The organism is Microbacterium sp. NPDC077391 (genome assembly GCF_040686955.1).
Lineage (GTDB): Bacteria > Actinomycetota > Actinomycetes > Actinomycetales > Microbacteriaceae > Microbacterium > Microbacterium commune.
The window spans coordinates 410167-423554 of record NZ_JBFBMI010000003.1 but is presented as its reverse complement, the minus strand read 5'-3'; the positions used below and the strand labels follow the sequence as shown (position 1 = coordinate 423554).

The window sequence follows — 13388 nt, the reverse complement described above, 5'->3', positions numbered from 1 at the left end:
ATCAGCGGCCGGACACCTGCCCGAACAGCTTCGCGATCGGTGCGAGCACGAGCGGGCGAGCGGCGAACCAGCCCCCGGCGATCACGGCCATCGCGAGCACGAAGACCCAGAACCCCGTCCAGTTCGCGGCGTACGCGGCGCCGTCGACCGACCCTTGAGCGGCGAACATGTGATTGAGGTTGCGCAGCGCCCCGGTGAGGAACACGAGCGCGACGTGCACGATGATGAACGCGACGAAGTACAGCATCACCGGGAAGTGCAGCGCACGAGCCCACTCGACCGGGTACGCCTTCGACAGCCCCTCGGCCTTCTTCGGCCACAGCCCCGACATCCGGAACCCGGTGACGATCGCGAGCGGCGCGGCGATGAACACCGTGACGAAGTAGGCCAGCTGCTGCAGGCTGTTGTAGTTCACCCAGCCGTTGTCGGTCGGCCAGTCGAACGAGAGGTACTGCAGCCCCGCCGACAGCGCGTTCGGGAACACCTCCCAGCTCGTCGGCACGATACGCGCCCAGTGGCCGGTGGTGACCAGCAGCACGACGAAGACGACGCCGTTGATGATCCACAGCAGGTCGAGTGCCTGGTGGAACCAGAGCGTGAGGCTGATCTTGCCCTTGGCGTTGCGTCGCGGCGTCCAGAACACCGTCGGCCGCTTCTCGCTGCGCACGCGCAGGCCGGAGCGGATGATCAGCACCATGAGGAACATGTTGAAGAAGTGCGCCCAGTTCGCCCACGGGGCGAAGCCCGGCTCGACGTCGACGGCCGGGTGGTACTCGCCCGGGTAGGTGGCGAGGAAGTCCTGCATCACCGGGAAACTGAGGAAGGTGCGGACGAGGAAGACCGCCGCGACCGCGAGCAGGCCGAGCGCTGCGAGCCCCAGAAGACCGCCGATGGCCTGTGGCCAGGTCGGGCGCAGAGGCGAGGGCTCGGGCAGCGGCTCGGCAGCGTGCCGCGGAGCGCGCCCCTGCCAGACGGTGCGCGGGTATGGCAGAGGGGTGGAGACATCGGGCCGGGATGCCGCGGTGGCCACTTCCCTGGCTGCGGGGGCGCCGGTGGTTGCGGCGACGTCCGCCGCCGAAACGGCCTCGCTCGCGACGGCCGCAGTGGTCGCACCCTCGTGGGTCGCCGCCTCGTGGGTCGCAGCCGCTGCCCCGACGTGTGCGGTCACGGGCACGGTGCCGGCCGGAGGCCACTGCTCCCCTCCTGCGACGCGCGGAAGCCCGCGTCGCACCGCGACACCGGCATCCACCCCCGCCTCAGCGTGCGCAATCCTCGCGCCCGCCTCCGCGTCCGCTTCTGCGTCGACAGCACGGGATGTCGCCGACTGCACGGCCTGTTCACGCGAAGGAGCCGTGCGCTCGCCGAGGTCCCGCTCACTGGACGCACCGGCAGCGGGCTCGGGGGCGGCAGCCGCGACGGACGCCACGGCCGTGGCGTCCGCGGGGGGCCAGGGCTCCCCGCCCGGCACCCGGGGGAGCCCGCGCCGCAGGCTCACGCCGGCCGGCACAGAGGCATCCGGAACCCCCTCGTCGAGAGCACGGGACGTCGGCGACGGCACGGGTTGTTCACGCGAAGGAGCCGTGCTCTCGGCGAGGTCCCGTGCTGTCGACGTCGAGGTGGGGAGCTCGGCGGGCTGGGCGGATTCGACAGCGTCGGCGGCCTCGACCTCGGTCGCGGGAGGCCACGGCTCGCCGCCCTTCGCCCGCGGGAGGCCGCGGCGGATGGATCCGGCCATGGTCACTTCTTCCGGGCTTCGAGCGCCTCGATCAGCTGCGGCACGACGGTGAACACGTCACCGACGATGCCGAAGTCGGCGACGTCGAAGATCGGCGCGTCACCGTCCTTATTGATCGCGACGATCGTCTTCGCGGTCTGCATGCCAGCACGGTGCTGGATCGCGCCCGAGATCCCGAGCGCGACGTACAGCTGGGGCGAGACCGAAACGCCGGTCTGCCCGACCTGGTGCGCGTACGGGATGTACCCGGCATCCACCGCCGCGCGCGACGCGCCGACAGCGGCACCGAGGGCGTCGGCGAGCTGCTCGACGAGGACGAACTTCTCCTTCGAGCCCAGGCCGCGCCCGCCCGAGACGACTCGGGTGGCTCCGCGCAGCTCGGGTCGCGACGACGTCTTCTCCTCGGCGGCGATCTCGCCTGCGGTGGCGGCGACCGCGCCGGATGCCGTGACCGACAGCTCCTCGACCACGGGCGAGGCGACCGCCTCGGCACGCGCGTCGACCGCACCCTGGCGGATGGTGATCACCGGGGTGCCGAAGGTGGGCGCCGAGTCGGTGAGGTACGAGCCTCCGTAGACCGAGTGCTGGGCCGTCACGCCCTCATCGTCACGGGAGACGCCGATCGCATCCACCGAGAGCGCCAGCTTCTCGCGCACGGCGAAGCGCCCGGCGACATCCCGACCGGCGATCGAGTTCGAGATGAGCACGGCATCCGGCCGCACCTGTCGGTACGCCGTCTGCAGCGCGTCGACGGCGGGCACGGTGAGCGATGAGGCATCTCCAGCCGCCGTGAGCACGACCTGTGCGCCGGCTGCAACCGCCGTGTCGGTCGCCGCCTGGCCGCCGCCGACGAGCAGCGCCACCGGCGCTCCGATCGTCGAGGCGGCGCCGATCAGCGCCGCCGTGCTGCTGGCGGCGTCACCGGACGGGTCGACGTCGACGAGGACGAGGATCGACTTCTCGGGGTACGCCATGTCACACCAGCCTGTTCTGCGCGAGGAACTCGACGAGCTGCGCCGCGGCATCGCCCTCGTCGGTGATCTTGACGCCGGCGGCTCGCGCCGGCTTCTCGGCGACGCTCGTCATGATCGTGCGGGGAGCGACGGCCGGGTCGGCCGAGACGCCGAGGTCCGCCAGCGAGAGCACCTCGAGGGGCTTCTTCTTCGCGGCCATGATGCCCTTGAAGTTGGGGAAGCGGGCATCCGGAAGCGCCTCGGTGATCGAGATGACCGCCGGGAGCGGCACCGTCACGTCCTGCGTGCCTGCGTCGCCGTTGCGGATGCCGGTGAGCTGACCGTCGCCGATCTCGACCGCACTCAGCGCGGTCGCCTGCGCCCAGCCGAGGTGCTCGGCGAGCATCGCGGGGATGACGCCTCCGACTCCGTCGGTCGACAGGTTGCCGGTGATGACCAGGTCGGGCTCGCCGCGGCGGATCGCGGCCGCGAGCACCTCTGCGGTGAGGGTGAGGTCTGCACCGCGCAGCTCTTCGTCGACGACGTGGACGGCGGAGGCGGCGCCGATCGCGAGGGAGCGTCGCACGGACGCGGTGGCGGATTCGGGCGCCATCGACAGGCTCACGACCTCGGTTCCCGGATTCTTGTCGGCGTAAGACAGGGCCACCTCGAGTGCACGCTCGGTGATCTCATCGAGCACCACGTCACCCGCAGTCCGATCCGCCAGACCGGTCTCGAGGTCGAGCTTGCGGTCACCGTAGGTGTCGGGCACTTCCTTCACCAGGACGTAGATCTTCATCGAACCTCCCTCTCGCCGGTACCGATCCTACCCGCGCGAACTTCTGGAATCAGGTGTCACATCAAATGATACTCAGTCTCGCTCGGGTGAGGGGCGCCGGGCAGATACCGTGGAGTCATGGCCCGACCCCGCCCCCTCCCCATCGATCCCCTCGCCGAGGCGAAACGGCAGTGGCTCGCGCACGGCTGGACGGACGCAGCCGAGGGCATGGCCGTGGTGACGTCGGTGATGCGGGCGCAGCAGCTGCTGCTGTCGCGGGTGGATGCCGCTCTCAAGCCGTTCCAGGTGACCTTCGCCCGCTACGAGGTGCTGCGTCTTCTCGCGTTCAGCCGCACCGGCACGCTGCCGCTGTCGAGCGTCGTCGCTCGCCTGCAGGTGCACGCCACCAGCGTGACCAGCACCGCCGAGCGTCTGGTGCGCGACGGTCTCGTTCGCCGCGACCCGCACCCGCACGATGGTCGCGCCGCGCTCCTCACCCTCACCGACTCCGGCCGCGACCTCGTCGAGCGGGCCACCGCCGCCTTGAACACCGAGGTGTTCTCCTCCCCCGGGCTCGACGCCGACGATGCGACGTCGCTGGTCGGCATCGTCGCGCGTCTGCGCAAGAACGCCGGCGACTTCACCGACCCGCGCCCGCTGCCCGACCCGCTCTGATGCCGTCCTTCACTCTCGAGCGCGTGATCCCCGCTCCGCCGGGGGATGTCTTCGACGTCTCGCTCGACGTCGGACTGCATCTCATGTCGCAGCGCTCACACGGCGAGCGCGTGGCATCCGGTCGCACCTCGGGCCGACTCGCGGAGGGCGAGCAGGTCACCTGGAGCGCCCGGCACTTCGGCCTGCGGTTCCGGATGACCTCGCTCGTCTTCGACGTCGAGCGCCCTCGACGCTTCCGCGACCGTCAGGTGCGCGGGCCCTTCGGGTCATTCCTGCACACCCATGAGTTCGAGCCGCTCGACGGCGGCACGCTGATGCGCGACACGATCGATTTCCGCTCGCCCTTCGGGCCGATCGGCCGGATGGTCGACGTCTCGGTGATGCGTCGTCACCTGATCGGTGTGATAACCGAGCGCAACGACGCGATCAGCGAGCATTTCTCCTGACCGGCATCTTCTCTAGGATGACCGGCATGAGCGAACTGCGACTGCACACGGTGCTGGAGCCGATGGGTCCGGCGGGAGCCATCGTGCTCGACGACGAGCAGGTCGCCGCGCTGAGCGATGCCAAGGCGTTCCCGGTCGTCGTCACCATCGGCGACCGTACGGCGCGGCTGCGCCTCGCCCGCATGGGCGGGAAGAACCTGATCGGCTTCAGCAAGGCGGCGCGCGCCGACTTGGGGGTCGAGCTCGGCGATGAGTTCGACGTGATCATCGCGCCGGACGCCGATGAGCGAACGGTCGACGTGCCGGACGTGCTGGCCGCCGCGCTGGATGCCGACCCCGTCGCGCGGGCCGCCTTCGACGGCATGTCGTACACGCGGCGGAAGGAGATCGCCCGCTCGATCGCCGAGGCGAAGCAGGATGCCACGCGCCAGCGTCGCCTCGAGAAGGCCCTCGCCGACCTCCGCACCGCCCTCTGACGTCGCCCCTCGACACGCACTTCCCGCGAGACTTCCACTGCAGCACGAGACAGTGCTACAGAAGGTCCGTCTCATGCTGGAACGCAAGTCTCGCGAGAATCGCCCGGCGAGCGATCGCCCGGCGAGCGATCGGCGGGCGGGTCAGTCCCCGTCGTAGACGTAGTGATCGAAGCGCTCGGGCACACGCATCCGCTGCCAGGCGAGCTCCTCGTCGCGACGAGAGCGATCGCCCGGAAACGCCTTCGCCGTGTACCGCGGCACCTGCCTGGCGTGCCCGGCCATGTGCGCGACAGCCGCCGCCTGACCGCAGACCCGAGCCGCAGCGATGGCGTTCGGATCCGTCGACTCGCGAGCCGCGGCATGGCAGGCGAACGCCCGCTCGCGTACCTCGTCGATGCTGAGCTCGCCGCGGAGGAACGCATGGGCGGCCTCCAGCGCCTCCTGCGGGCGGGAGTCGTGGGGGCGTTCGGCCAGGAAGAACGGCAGCATCCGCTCCGCGCACGCCACCGTCCACTGCACGAGCTCGCGGCGGTCGTCCTCGGAGAGGGTCAGGTCGGCGTCATCGGGCAGCGTGTCCATGGCGGCGCTCACCGGTGCTGGAAATGAGGGGGGCGCTTCTCGCGGAACGCGGCCATACCCTCCTTCTGGTCTGCGGTGTCGAACAGCGCGGCGAACTGCTGCTTCTCGACGGCGAGGCCGGCTTCGAGGGTGGTCTCCATCGCGGCATCCAGCGTCGCCTTGGCCGCATACAGCGACGGCAGCGACTTCGACGCGATCGTCTCGGCGAGCGAGGTCGCCTCGTCGAGCAGGTCGGCCGCGGGGACCACGCGCGAGACGAGTCCGATGCGCTCGGCCTCATCGGCCTTGATCAGCCGCCCCGACAGGATGAGCTCGGCGGCCTTGTAGTAGCCGACCGCCCGGATGAGCCGCTGCGTGCCGCCCATCCCGGGCACCACGCCGAGGTTGATCTCGGGCTGCCCGAACGTGGCGGTGTCGGCGGCGAGGATGATGTCGCACATCATCGCCAGCTCGCAGCCGCCGCCGAGCGCGTAGCCCGACACGGCGGCGATGACCGGGGTCCGCACAGCGGCGAAGCGGGTCCACGCGCCGAAGTGGTCGGTGTCGAGCATCTCGGCACCGGTCTTCGACTCCATCTCCTTGATGTCGGCGCCCGCGGCGAACGCCCGCTCGGAGCCGGTCACGACGATGGCGCCGACGCCGTCGTCCGCATCGAAGACGGATGCCGCAGCCGCGACCTCCTCTGAGACCCGGCCGTTCAGGGCGTTCAGCGCCTCCGGCCGGTTGAGGGTGATCCAGCCCACCCGTCCTCGCTGTTCGACAAGAATCGTCTCGTACTCGGACATGTCGCTCCCCTCCCGCCGCCACGTCGCGGCGCCTCCAGTATCTCAGGTCGGCCCGACGTCGCCGCTGCCCGCGCGCGTCGCAGGTCCCATCCGGCCGCCTCCGCACGCGCGAGGAGACCATTCGGGCCCAGCCGACACCTTCGGGCTGGGCGCCCGGGTCCGCCCCAGCCTCGCCTGCCGGCGACTGGTCCCATATGGTCGCCTCCTCGCGGACGAGGCGGCCATTCGGGACCAGTGAAGCCGCGTCAGACCGTGCCCTCCCGGATGTCGGTGATGATCCCCGAGAAGTCCCGCGCCGCACCGTCCCCCTCGGCGAACGCGGCGTACAGCTGCTGCGCGAGACGGCCCATCCTGGCATCCGTTCCGGTCTGGTCTATCGCCTGCAGCGCGAGGCCGAGATCCTTCGCCATCAGTGCGCCGGCGAACCCCGGCTGGTAGTCGCGGTTGGCCGGGCTCGTCGGCACGGGACCCGGCACGGGGCAGTTGGTCGTGATCGACCAGCACTGGCCGGATGCCTGTGAGACAACGTCGAACAGCGCCTGATGCTCGAGGCCGAGCCGCTCGCCGAGCACGAAAGCCTCGGCGACGGCGATCTGCGACACCGCAAGGATCATGTTGTTGCACACCTTCGCCGCCTGACCCAGACCCGGTCCGCCGCAGTGCACGATGCGCTTTCCCATCGCCTCGAGCAGCGGCAGCGCCGCCGCGAAGTCCTCGTCGGAGCCGCCGACCATGAAGGCGAGGGTGCCGTTCTCGGCGCCGACCACTCCGCCCGAGACAGGCGCGTCGACGTTGCGATGACCGGCGGCGACGGCCATCTCGTGCGCCGTGCGCGCCTCGTCGACGGCGATCGTCGACGACTCGATGAACAGGGTTCCTGATGGAGCTGCGGCGAGCAGCTCGTCGGAATACGCGGTGATCACGTGCTTCCCCGCCGGGAACATGGTGATGACGACCTCGGCATCCGCGACCGCATCCGCACCGCTGGAGGCGACCGGGATGCCCGCCGCGCGCGCCGCGTCGATCGCGGCGGGCACGAGGTCGAACCCGTGCACATCGTGCCCCGCCCTCACCAGATTCACGGCCATGGGCAGCCCCATGTGCCCGAGCCCGAGGAAGGCGATGCGGGTCATGATGCGCTCCGCATCGAGACCGAGCCCGCGGGGCGCAGCATCTCTCGTCCGACGATGAGTCGCATGATCTCGTTCGTCCCTTCCAGGATCTGGTGCACGCGCAGGTCGCGCACGACCCTCTCGACTCCGTAGTCCTGAAGGTAGCCGTAGCCGCCGTGCAGCTGAAGGGCCCTGTTGGCCACCTCGAAGCCGGCGTCGGTGGCGAAGCGCTTGGCCATCGCGCAGCGCATGGTGGCATCCGGGGCCTTCTCGTCGACCGCCTGCGCGCCGTCGCGCACCATCAGGCGCGCGGCCTGCAGCTCCGTGCGCATGTCGGCGATAGCGAACAGGATCGACTGCTTCTCGGCGAGCGGCTCGCCGAAGGCGACCCGCTCGTGCACGTACTGCACGGCCTTCTCGATCGCCCACTGCGCACCCCCGAGCGAGCAGGCGGCGATGTTCAGGCGGCCCCCGTTGAGCGCCGACATGGCGATCGCGAAGCCGCGCCCCTCCTCCCCGAGCATGGCGGATGCCGGAACCCGCACCCCGTCGAAGATCACCTGACGGGTGGGCTGGGCGTGCCAGCCCATCTTCTTCTCGTTGACGCCGAAGCTGAGGTTCTCGGCGTCACCCGGCACGAGGAACGCCGAGATGCCCTTCGCTCCCGAGCCGGGCTCGCCGGTGCGCGCCATGACGACGTAGACCCCTGCCTCGCCCGCACCGGAGATGAACTGCTTCACCCCGGTGAGCAGGTAGTCATCCCCGTCGCGCGTCGCGCTCGTGGCCAGATTCGCGGCGTCGGAGCCGACGCCCGGCTCGGTGAGGCAGTAGCCGCCGAACTGCTCCATGGCGGTGAGCGCGGGCAGCCACCGGCCGCGCTGCGTCTCGTCGCCGTAGGTGTCGATCATCCAGGCGACCATGTTGTGGATCGAGATGTACGCGGCGACCGCCGGGTCGCCCTTGGCGAGCTCTTCGAAGATGGCGACGGTGTCGACCCTTCCCAGGGCCGTGCCGCCGAACTCCTCGCCGACGTAGATGCCGCCGAGGCCGAGCTCACCTGCGCGCTGCAGCGATTCGCGCGGGAAGATGTGCTTCTCGTCGCGCTCGGCGGCGTGCGGGGCGAGCTCGCTCTCGGCGAATTCGCGTACGGCGCCGAGGATGGCCTCGCGCTCCTCGGCCGTGACGGTGGTGGGTTCGATCATGGTCATGGCTCCGGCTCCTAGGACATCGTGGGGATGACGAAGCTGGCGCCGTCGCGCACGCCGTGCGAGGGCCACCGGCTCGTCACCGTCTTGGTCTTCGTGTAGAAGCGGAAGGCGTCGGTGCCGTGCTGGTTGAGGTCGCCGAATCCGCTGCGCTTCCAGCCCCCGAAGGTGAAGTACGCGATGGGCACCGGGATGGGCACGTTCACGCCGACCATGCCGACGTTCACACGGGCGGTGAAGTCGCGCGCGGCGTCGCCGTCGCGGGTGAAGATCGACACGCCGTTGCCGTATTCGTGGTCGGATGCCATCGCCAGCGCCTCTTCGTAATCGGCGGCGCGCGCGATGACGAGCACCGGGCCGAAGATCTCCTCGCGGTAGATCGCCATGTCGGTGGTGACGTGATCGAACAGCGTCGGGCCGAGGTAGAAGCCCTCCTCGTGACCCTCGACCGAGAAGCCACGACCGTCGGCGAGCAGCGTGGCGCCCTCGTCGAGGCCCTGCTGGATGTACCCGGTGACGCGGTTCACGGCATCCCTCGTGACGAGCGGGCCGTAGTCCATCCCCTCCTCGAGCGAGGGTCCGACCTTCAGTTCGGCGACGCGCTCGGTGAGCTTGGCTGCCAGGGCATCCGCCGTCTCCTCCCCCACCGGCACGGCGACCGAGATCGCCATGCAGCGCTCCCCCGCCGACCCGAAGCCGGCGCCCATCAGGGCGTCGGCGACCTGATCGAGGTCGGCGTCGGGCATGACGATGAGGTGATTCTTCGCTCCGCCGAAGCACTGCGCGCGCTTGCCGTTCGCGATGGCGGTCGTGTAGATGTACTCGGCGATCGGGGTGGACCCGACGAAGCCGACCGCCTGGATGCGCGGGTCGGTGATCAGCGCGTCCACCGCCTCCTTGTCGCCGTGCACGACGTTGAAGACGCCGGCGGGCAGACCCGCCTCCAGGAACAGCTCGGCGAGCTTCACCGGCACGGAGGGGTCGCGCTCGCTCGGCTTGAGGATGTAGGTGTTGCCGGAGGCGATGGCAGGACCCGCCTTCCACAGCGGGATCATGGCGGGGAAGTTGAACGGCGTGATGCCTGCGACCACGCCCAGCGGCTGCCGCATCGAGTAGACGTCGATGCCGGTGCCGACCCCCGTCGAGTACTCGCCCTTGAGCAGGTGCGGAGCCCCGATGCAGAACTCGATGACCTCCAGCCCACGCTGCACGTCGCCCTTGGCGTCTTCGAACGTCTTGCCGTGCTCGCTGGAGAGCAGACGGGCGATCTCGTCCATGTCGCGGTTCACGAGGTCGACGAAGCGCATGAGCACGCGGGCGCGCTTCTGCGGGTTGGTCGCGGCCCACTCGGGCTGCGCCGCCTCGGCGACGTCGATCGCGGCGCGGACCTCGTCGGTCGTGGCGAGGGGAACACGTGCCTGCACGGCTCCCGTGCTCGGTTCGAAGACGTCGGCCATGCGACCGCCGGTCGGTTCGACGTGCTTTCCGCCTACGAAATGGGGGATCATACGAGTCATTGTGTGACGCTCCTCTGCACCGTCTTTGGCACAGTGACCACGATACGCGGGACACAGAGCAATTGCTAGGACTCCCTAGTACCCGAGTGGCGGACACCTTCTTCCGCGCACCAGTCGAGGTTTTCTCGCGTTTCCTCTTCCCTCTCAGCCTTTCTACAGGTAAACCCGTATAGGTCCGCCCCGATCGGGGTGGTTCATTTCGCACCGTCGCGGGACCCCTTCGACGACGGTGTCCGAAGGGAGAAGCAATGTCACATCGGACTGCCCCAGCGCGACGACGCGCCGTGGCCGCGACGTCCGCCTTCGTGATCGCAGCCGCCGGCCTCACGGCCTTCGGCGGGGCGACCGCGACCGCGGCTGCGTCGCCCGACACTGAGGCGCCACAGGCGGCGCCCCAGATCGGATCTGACGAGTACTACATGAATTACGTCGCGCCGCGAGCCGACAACATGGTCGAGGTGCCGGCGGATGCCCCGATCGCGAACACCACCGGACAGATGAAGCGCTCCGTGAGCGGCAAGGCTCTCGAGAAGGCCGCCGAGCACGACCAGAAGTTCGCCCAGGGAAACCCCAAGGCCGCGAAGCAGCTGGCCAAGACCGAGGCGAAGGCGCTGAAGACCGGGAAGAGCCCGAAGCAGCTGAAGAAGTCGAAGACGACGCAGCAGGCGAAGCTCCTCACCATCCTCGTCGAGTTCGACGGCACCGACGACTTCAGCGACCTGTACGTGCCGACCGAGTTCGGCGCCACGGACTGCAAGCCGGGCAGTGTGCAGGGCCCCACCCTGCACAACAACATCCCCGACCCGGCTGCCACCGAGCACCTCGACAACAACTCGATGTGGGTGCCCGACTTCTCGAGCGAGCACTTCAACAAGATGCTCTTCACCGAGGAGGGCATCACCGAGCGGGTGCGCACCGACCTCACCGGCCCCGACGGCAAGCCCGGCTTCGACATCTCGGGCTACACCATGAAGAACATGTACGAGGAGATGTCGCGTGGGGCGTACTCGCTCAGCGGCTCTGCCACCGAGTGGGTCAGCGTGCCGCACTCGGAGGGCTACTACGGTGCGACCGTCTGCCACAAGAACGATGCGGGCGAGTGGGAGGCAGGTCCGATGCAGGACATGCAGGGCCACCCCGACAACCCGCTCGGACCGGGTCAGCTGCCGATCGACGCGGTCGCGGCCGTGGCCGCACAGAACCCGGACTTCCCCTGGGCGGACTACGACATCGAAGACCAGGGCGACCGCGACGGCGACGGCAACGTGAACGAGCCCGACGGCGTGATCGACCACGTCGTGCTCGTGCACGCCGGTGCCGACAAGTCCGGCGGTGGGGGCGAAGAGGGCACCTACGCCATCTGGGCGCACTCCTCCGCTGTCGCCGGCGGCGCGACGATCCCCGGCACCGACCTGAAGATCTCGAACTACATCGTGCAGCCCGAGGACTCGGGTGTCGGCGTGTTCGCGCACGAGTACGGCCACGACCTGGGTCTTCCCGACCTCTACGACACGTCGAACGCCGGGAACTCCGACATCGACTTCTGGGATCTGATGAGCTCGGGATCGCATTCCGGCCCCATCTTCCAGTCGATGCCGACCCACATGGGCCTCTGGGACAAGTGGGTGCTCGGCTGGGCCGACCCCGAGGTCGTGAACCCGGGCGAGAGGTCCCGCACGATCAAGGTCGGCCAGACCTCGCGCCCGAAGAAGGGCACCGAGGACGGCATCAAGGTGAACCTGCCCGACAAGAAGATCGTGCTCACCACCCCGCACAGCGGCGACGACATGTGGTACTCCGGCGCCGACCAGAGCTGGGCCGACGTCACGCTGAGCCGCTCGATCGACAGCGTTCCCGCGAACGCGAAGTTCTGGATGTGGAACGACTACGTGATCGAGGAGGACTGGGACTTCGGCTTCGTCGAGGTGTCGACCGACGGCGGCAAGACGTGGGGCGAGCAGAAGGTCTACGACGAGGCAGGCACGCTGGTCTCGACCGACGACGGCTACTCCGACCCGAACGGCCGCTTGAAGGACTTCGGCGGGAAGAAGTACGGTCTGACCGGATCCAGCGACGGATGGCGTCACGACTACATCGACCTGTCGTCGTTCGCCGGCAAGAGCATCCAGGTGCGACTGCGTCAGGCGACCGACGCGGCCTTCGAGGAGCGCGGCTGGTTCGCCGACGACTTCGCCCTGACCAGCGGTGACACCGCGGTCTGGACGGACGACGTCGAGAACGGCGACAACGGATGGACCGCCACCGTCGGCACCTGGACCGACACCACCGGCGCGGGATGGCATCACGACAGCGGCACGCAGATCAAGGCGCAGTACTACCTGGTCGAGTGGCGCAACCTCGACGGCTTCGACGAGGGCCTGAAGTACGGGTACACCACGGTGTACAGCGACGAGGCCTGGAAGGTCGAGAAGGTGCCGTACAACGCACCGGGCGCGCTGGTCTGGTACCGCGACACCACCTACGGCGACACCAACCACGTCGCCTCCAACCACACGGCCCTGCCGAGCTGGGGCGCGAAGGGCGGGCTGCTGCTCGTCGACAGCCACTTCGACCCGCTGCGCCGCACCGGTGCGCAGGCCGCGATGGATCCGTCGCCGCTGAAGAACATCTCCAGCCGCGCGCAGTCGTCGAACGCCGCGTTCGGCCTCCAGCCGACGTACGCGTTCAAGGACTGCTCCGTCGACGAGAACTACAAGGAGGCGTGCACCACGATCGCCCCGCAGTCGCCGGTGAGCACCTTCACCGATGACAAGGGCTGGGTGCCCGGCATCGAGGTCCGTGGTGACGACCTGTACTACCGCCTGCGTGACGCCTCCGTCGTCGTGCCGTCGGTCGGCGATGCGCCGTACACCACTCGCGTCGTGAATGCAGATGGCTCCCCGGCGACCGACCTGTACGGTCTCGACCTGGGCAACACGATCCTCGGATCGGGCAACCCGGCGGATGCGGGCGTCGGCTACGGCACCGTGATCACCGTGAAGAAGGCGATGCAGAGCAACACCGCAGCGCTCATCTCGGTCACGCCGCCTTCGGCGGAGTGACGATCAAGAGCTGATCGCCGCACCGAGAGCGCCGGTCACCCTCGGGTGACCGGCGCTTTCGCGTG

General features: G+C 69.3%; 12 protein-coding genes. 4 read left to right on the top strand and 8 right to left on the bottom strand.

Going from position 1 to position 13388, the window contains the following annotated elements:
• Nucleotide 1: 1 nt before the first annotated feature.
• From AB0O65_RS10150 to AB0O65_RS10140, 3 genes are read right to left on the bottom strand one after another with little or no spacing between them, the layout of a single operon-like run.
• Nucleotides 2-1735 (bottom strand): cytochrome b/b6 domain-containing protein, encoded by a 1734-nt coding sequence (locus AB0O65_RS10150; protein WP_363384717.1) that lies wholly within the window; start codon nt 1733-1735, stop codon nt 2-4.
• Nucleotides 1736-1737: 2 nt separating this feature from the next.
• Nucleotides 1738-2709: an electron transfer flavoprotein subunit alpha/FixB family protein gene (locus tag AB0O65_RS10145; RefSeq protein ID WP_363384714.1), complete on the bottom strand. Its 972-nt coding sequence runs from the start codon at nt 2707-2709 to the stop codon at nt 1738-1740.
• Between the two features lies 1 nt (nt 2710).
• Entirely contained in the window at nt 2711-3487 is a 777-nt protein-coding gene (locus AB0O65_RS10140) for an electron transfer flavoprotein subunit beta/FixA family protein (RefSeq protein ID WP_099195536.1), read from the bottom strand.
• 117 nt (nt 3488-3604) lie between these two features.
• Here AB0O65_RS10140 and AB0O65_RS10135 point away from each other — a divergent pair, with 117 nt between their 5' ends.
• Genes AB0O65_RS10135 through AB0O65_RS10125 form a run of 3 tightly spaced genes read left to right on the top strand, consistent with a single transcriptional unit; the run spans nt 3605 to nt 5063 of the window.
• Complete coding sequence (locus tag AB0O65_RS10135) at nt 3605-4141, top strand: MarR family transcriptional regulator (protein ID WP_099195537.1); 537 nt, start codon at nt 3605-3607, stop codon at nt 4139-4141.
• Nucleotides 4141-4587, top strand: coding sequence for an SRPBCC family protein (locus AB0O65_RS10130; protein ID WP_340085982.1), 447 nt, complete (start codon nt 4141-4143; stop codon nt 4585-4587). The genes AB0O65_RS10135 and AB0O65_RS10130 overlap by 1 nt, the downstream gene beginning before the upstream one ends.
• A 26-nt stretch (nt 4588-4613) precedes the next feature.
• Nucleotides 4614-5063, top strand: coding sequence for a YdeI/OmpD-associated family protein (locus AB0O65_RS10125; RefSeq protein ID WP_363384709.1), 450 nt, complete (start codon nt 4614-4616; stop codon nt 5061-5063).
• A gap of 141 nt (nt 5064-5204) precedes the next feature.
• Here the strand turns inward: AB0O65_RS10125 and AB0O65_RS10120 are convergent, their stop codons facing one another.
• The 5 genes from AB0O65_RS10120 to AB0O65_RS10100 form a co-directional block, all read right to left on the bottom strand.
• Complete coding sequence (locus AB0O65_RS10120) at nt 5205-5654, bottom strand: putative immunity protein (protein WP_363384706.1); 450 nt, start codon at nt 5652-5654, stop codon at nt 5205-5207.
• Nucleotides 5651-6427: an enoyl-CoA hydratase-related protein gene (locus tag AB0O65_RS10115; RefSeq protein WP_099195541.1), complete on the bottom strand. Its 777-nt coding sequence runs from the start codon at nt 6425-6427 to the stop codon at nt 5651-5653. The genes AB0O65_RS10120 and AB0O65_RS10115 overlap by 4 nt, the downstream gene beginning before the upstream one ends.
• A 245-nt stretch (nt 6428-6672) precedes the next feature.
• The gene (gene mmsB / locus AB0O65_RS10110; RefSeq protein ID WP_363384703.1) at nt 6673-7560 is read right to left on the bottom strand and encodes a 3-hydroxyisobutyrate dehydrogenase; all 888 of its coding nucleotides are present in this window, start codon (nt 7558-7560) and stop codon (nt 6673-6675) included.
• On the bottom strand, nt 7557-8747 hold the full coding sequence (locus tag AB0O65_RS10105) for an acyl-CoA dehydrogenase family protein (protein WP_363384700.1): 1191 nt from the start codon (nt 8745-8747) through the stop codon (nt 7557-7559). The genes mmsB and AB0O65_RS10105 overlap by 4 nt, the downstream gene beginning before the upstream one ends.
• 11 nt (nt 8748-8758) lie before the next feature.
• Nucleotides 8759-10261, bottom strand: a complete 1503-nt coding sequence (locus AB0O65_RS10100) for a CoA-acylating methylmalonate-semialdehyde dehydrogenase (protein WP_363384697.1) — start codon at nt 10259-10261, stop codon at nt 8759-8761.
• Nucleotides 10262-10545: 284 nt separating this feature from the next.
• Here AB0O65_RS10100 and AB0O65_RS10095 point away from each other — a divergent pair, with 284 nt between their 5' ends.
• Entirely contained in the window at nt 10546-13323 is a 2778-nt protein-coding gene (locus AB0O65_RS10095) for an immune inhibitor A domain-containing protein (RefSeq protein WP_363384694.1), read from the top strand.
• Nucleotides 13324-13388: the final 65 nt, after the last annotated feature.

Bases quoted from the DNA above. Each gene is read 5' to 3' on its own strand.
- AB0O65_RS10130 (WP_340085982.1), top strand. From the start codon at position 4,141: ATGCCGTCCTTCACTCTCGAGCGCGTGATCCCCGCTCCGCCGGGGGAT.
- AB0O65_RS10115 (WP_099195541.1), bottom strand. From the start codon at position 6,427: ATGTCCGAGTACGAGACGATTCTTGTCGAACAGCGAGGACGGGTGGGC.
- AB0O65_RS10140 (WP_099195536.1), bottom strand. From the start codon at position 3,487: ATGAAGATCTACGTCCTGGTGAAGGAAGTGCCCGACACCTACGGTGAC.
- AB0O65_RS10150 (WP_363384717.1), bottom strand. From the start codon at position 1,735: ATGGCCGGATCCATCCGCCGCGGCCTCCCGCGGGCGAAGGGCGGCGAG.
- mmsB (WP_363384703.1), bottom strand. From the start codon at position 7,560: ATGACCCGCATCGCCTTCCTCGGGCTCGGGCACATGGGGCTGCCCATG.
- AB0O65_RS10145 (WP_363384714.1), bottom strand. From the start codon at position 2,709: ATGGCGTACCCCGAGAAGTCGATCCTCGTCCTCGTCGACGTCGACCCG.
- AB0O65_RS10135 (WP_099195537.1), top strand. From the start codon at position 3,605: ATGGCCCGACCCCGCCCCCTCCCCATCGATCCCCTCGCCGAGGCGAAA.
- AB0O65_RS10100 (WP_363384697.1), bottom strand. From the start codon at position 10,261: ATGACTCGTATGATCCCCCATTTCGTAGGCGGAAAGCACGTCGAACCG.
- AB0O65_RS10125 (WP_363384709.1), top strand. From the start codon at position 4,614: ATGAGCGAACTGCGACTGCACACGGTGCTGGAGCCGATGGGTCCGGCG.
- AB0O65_RS10105 (WP_363384700.1), bottom strand. From the start codon at position 8,747: ATGACCATGATCGAACCCACCACCGTCACGGCCGAGGAGCGCGAGGCC.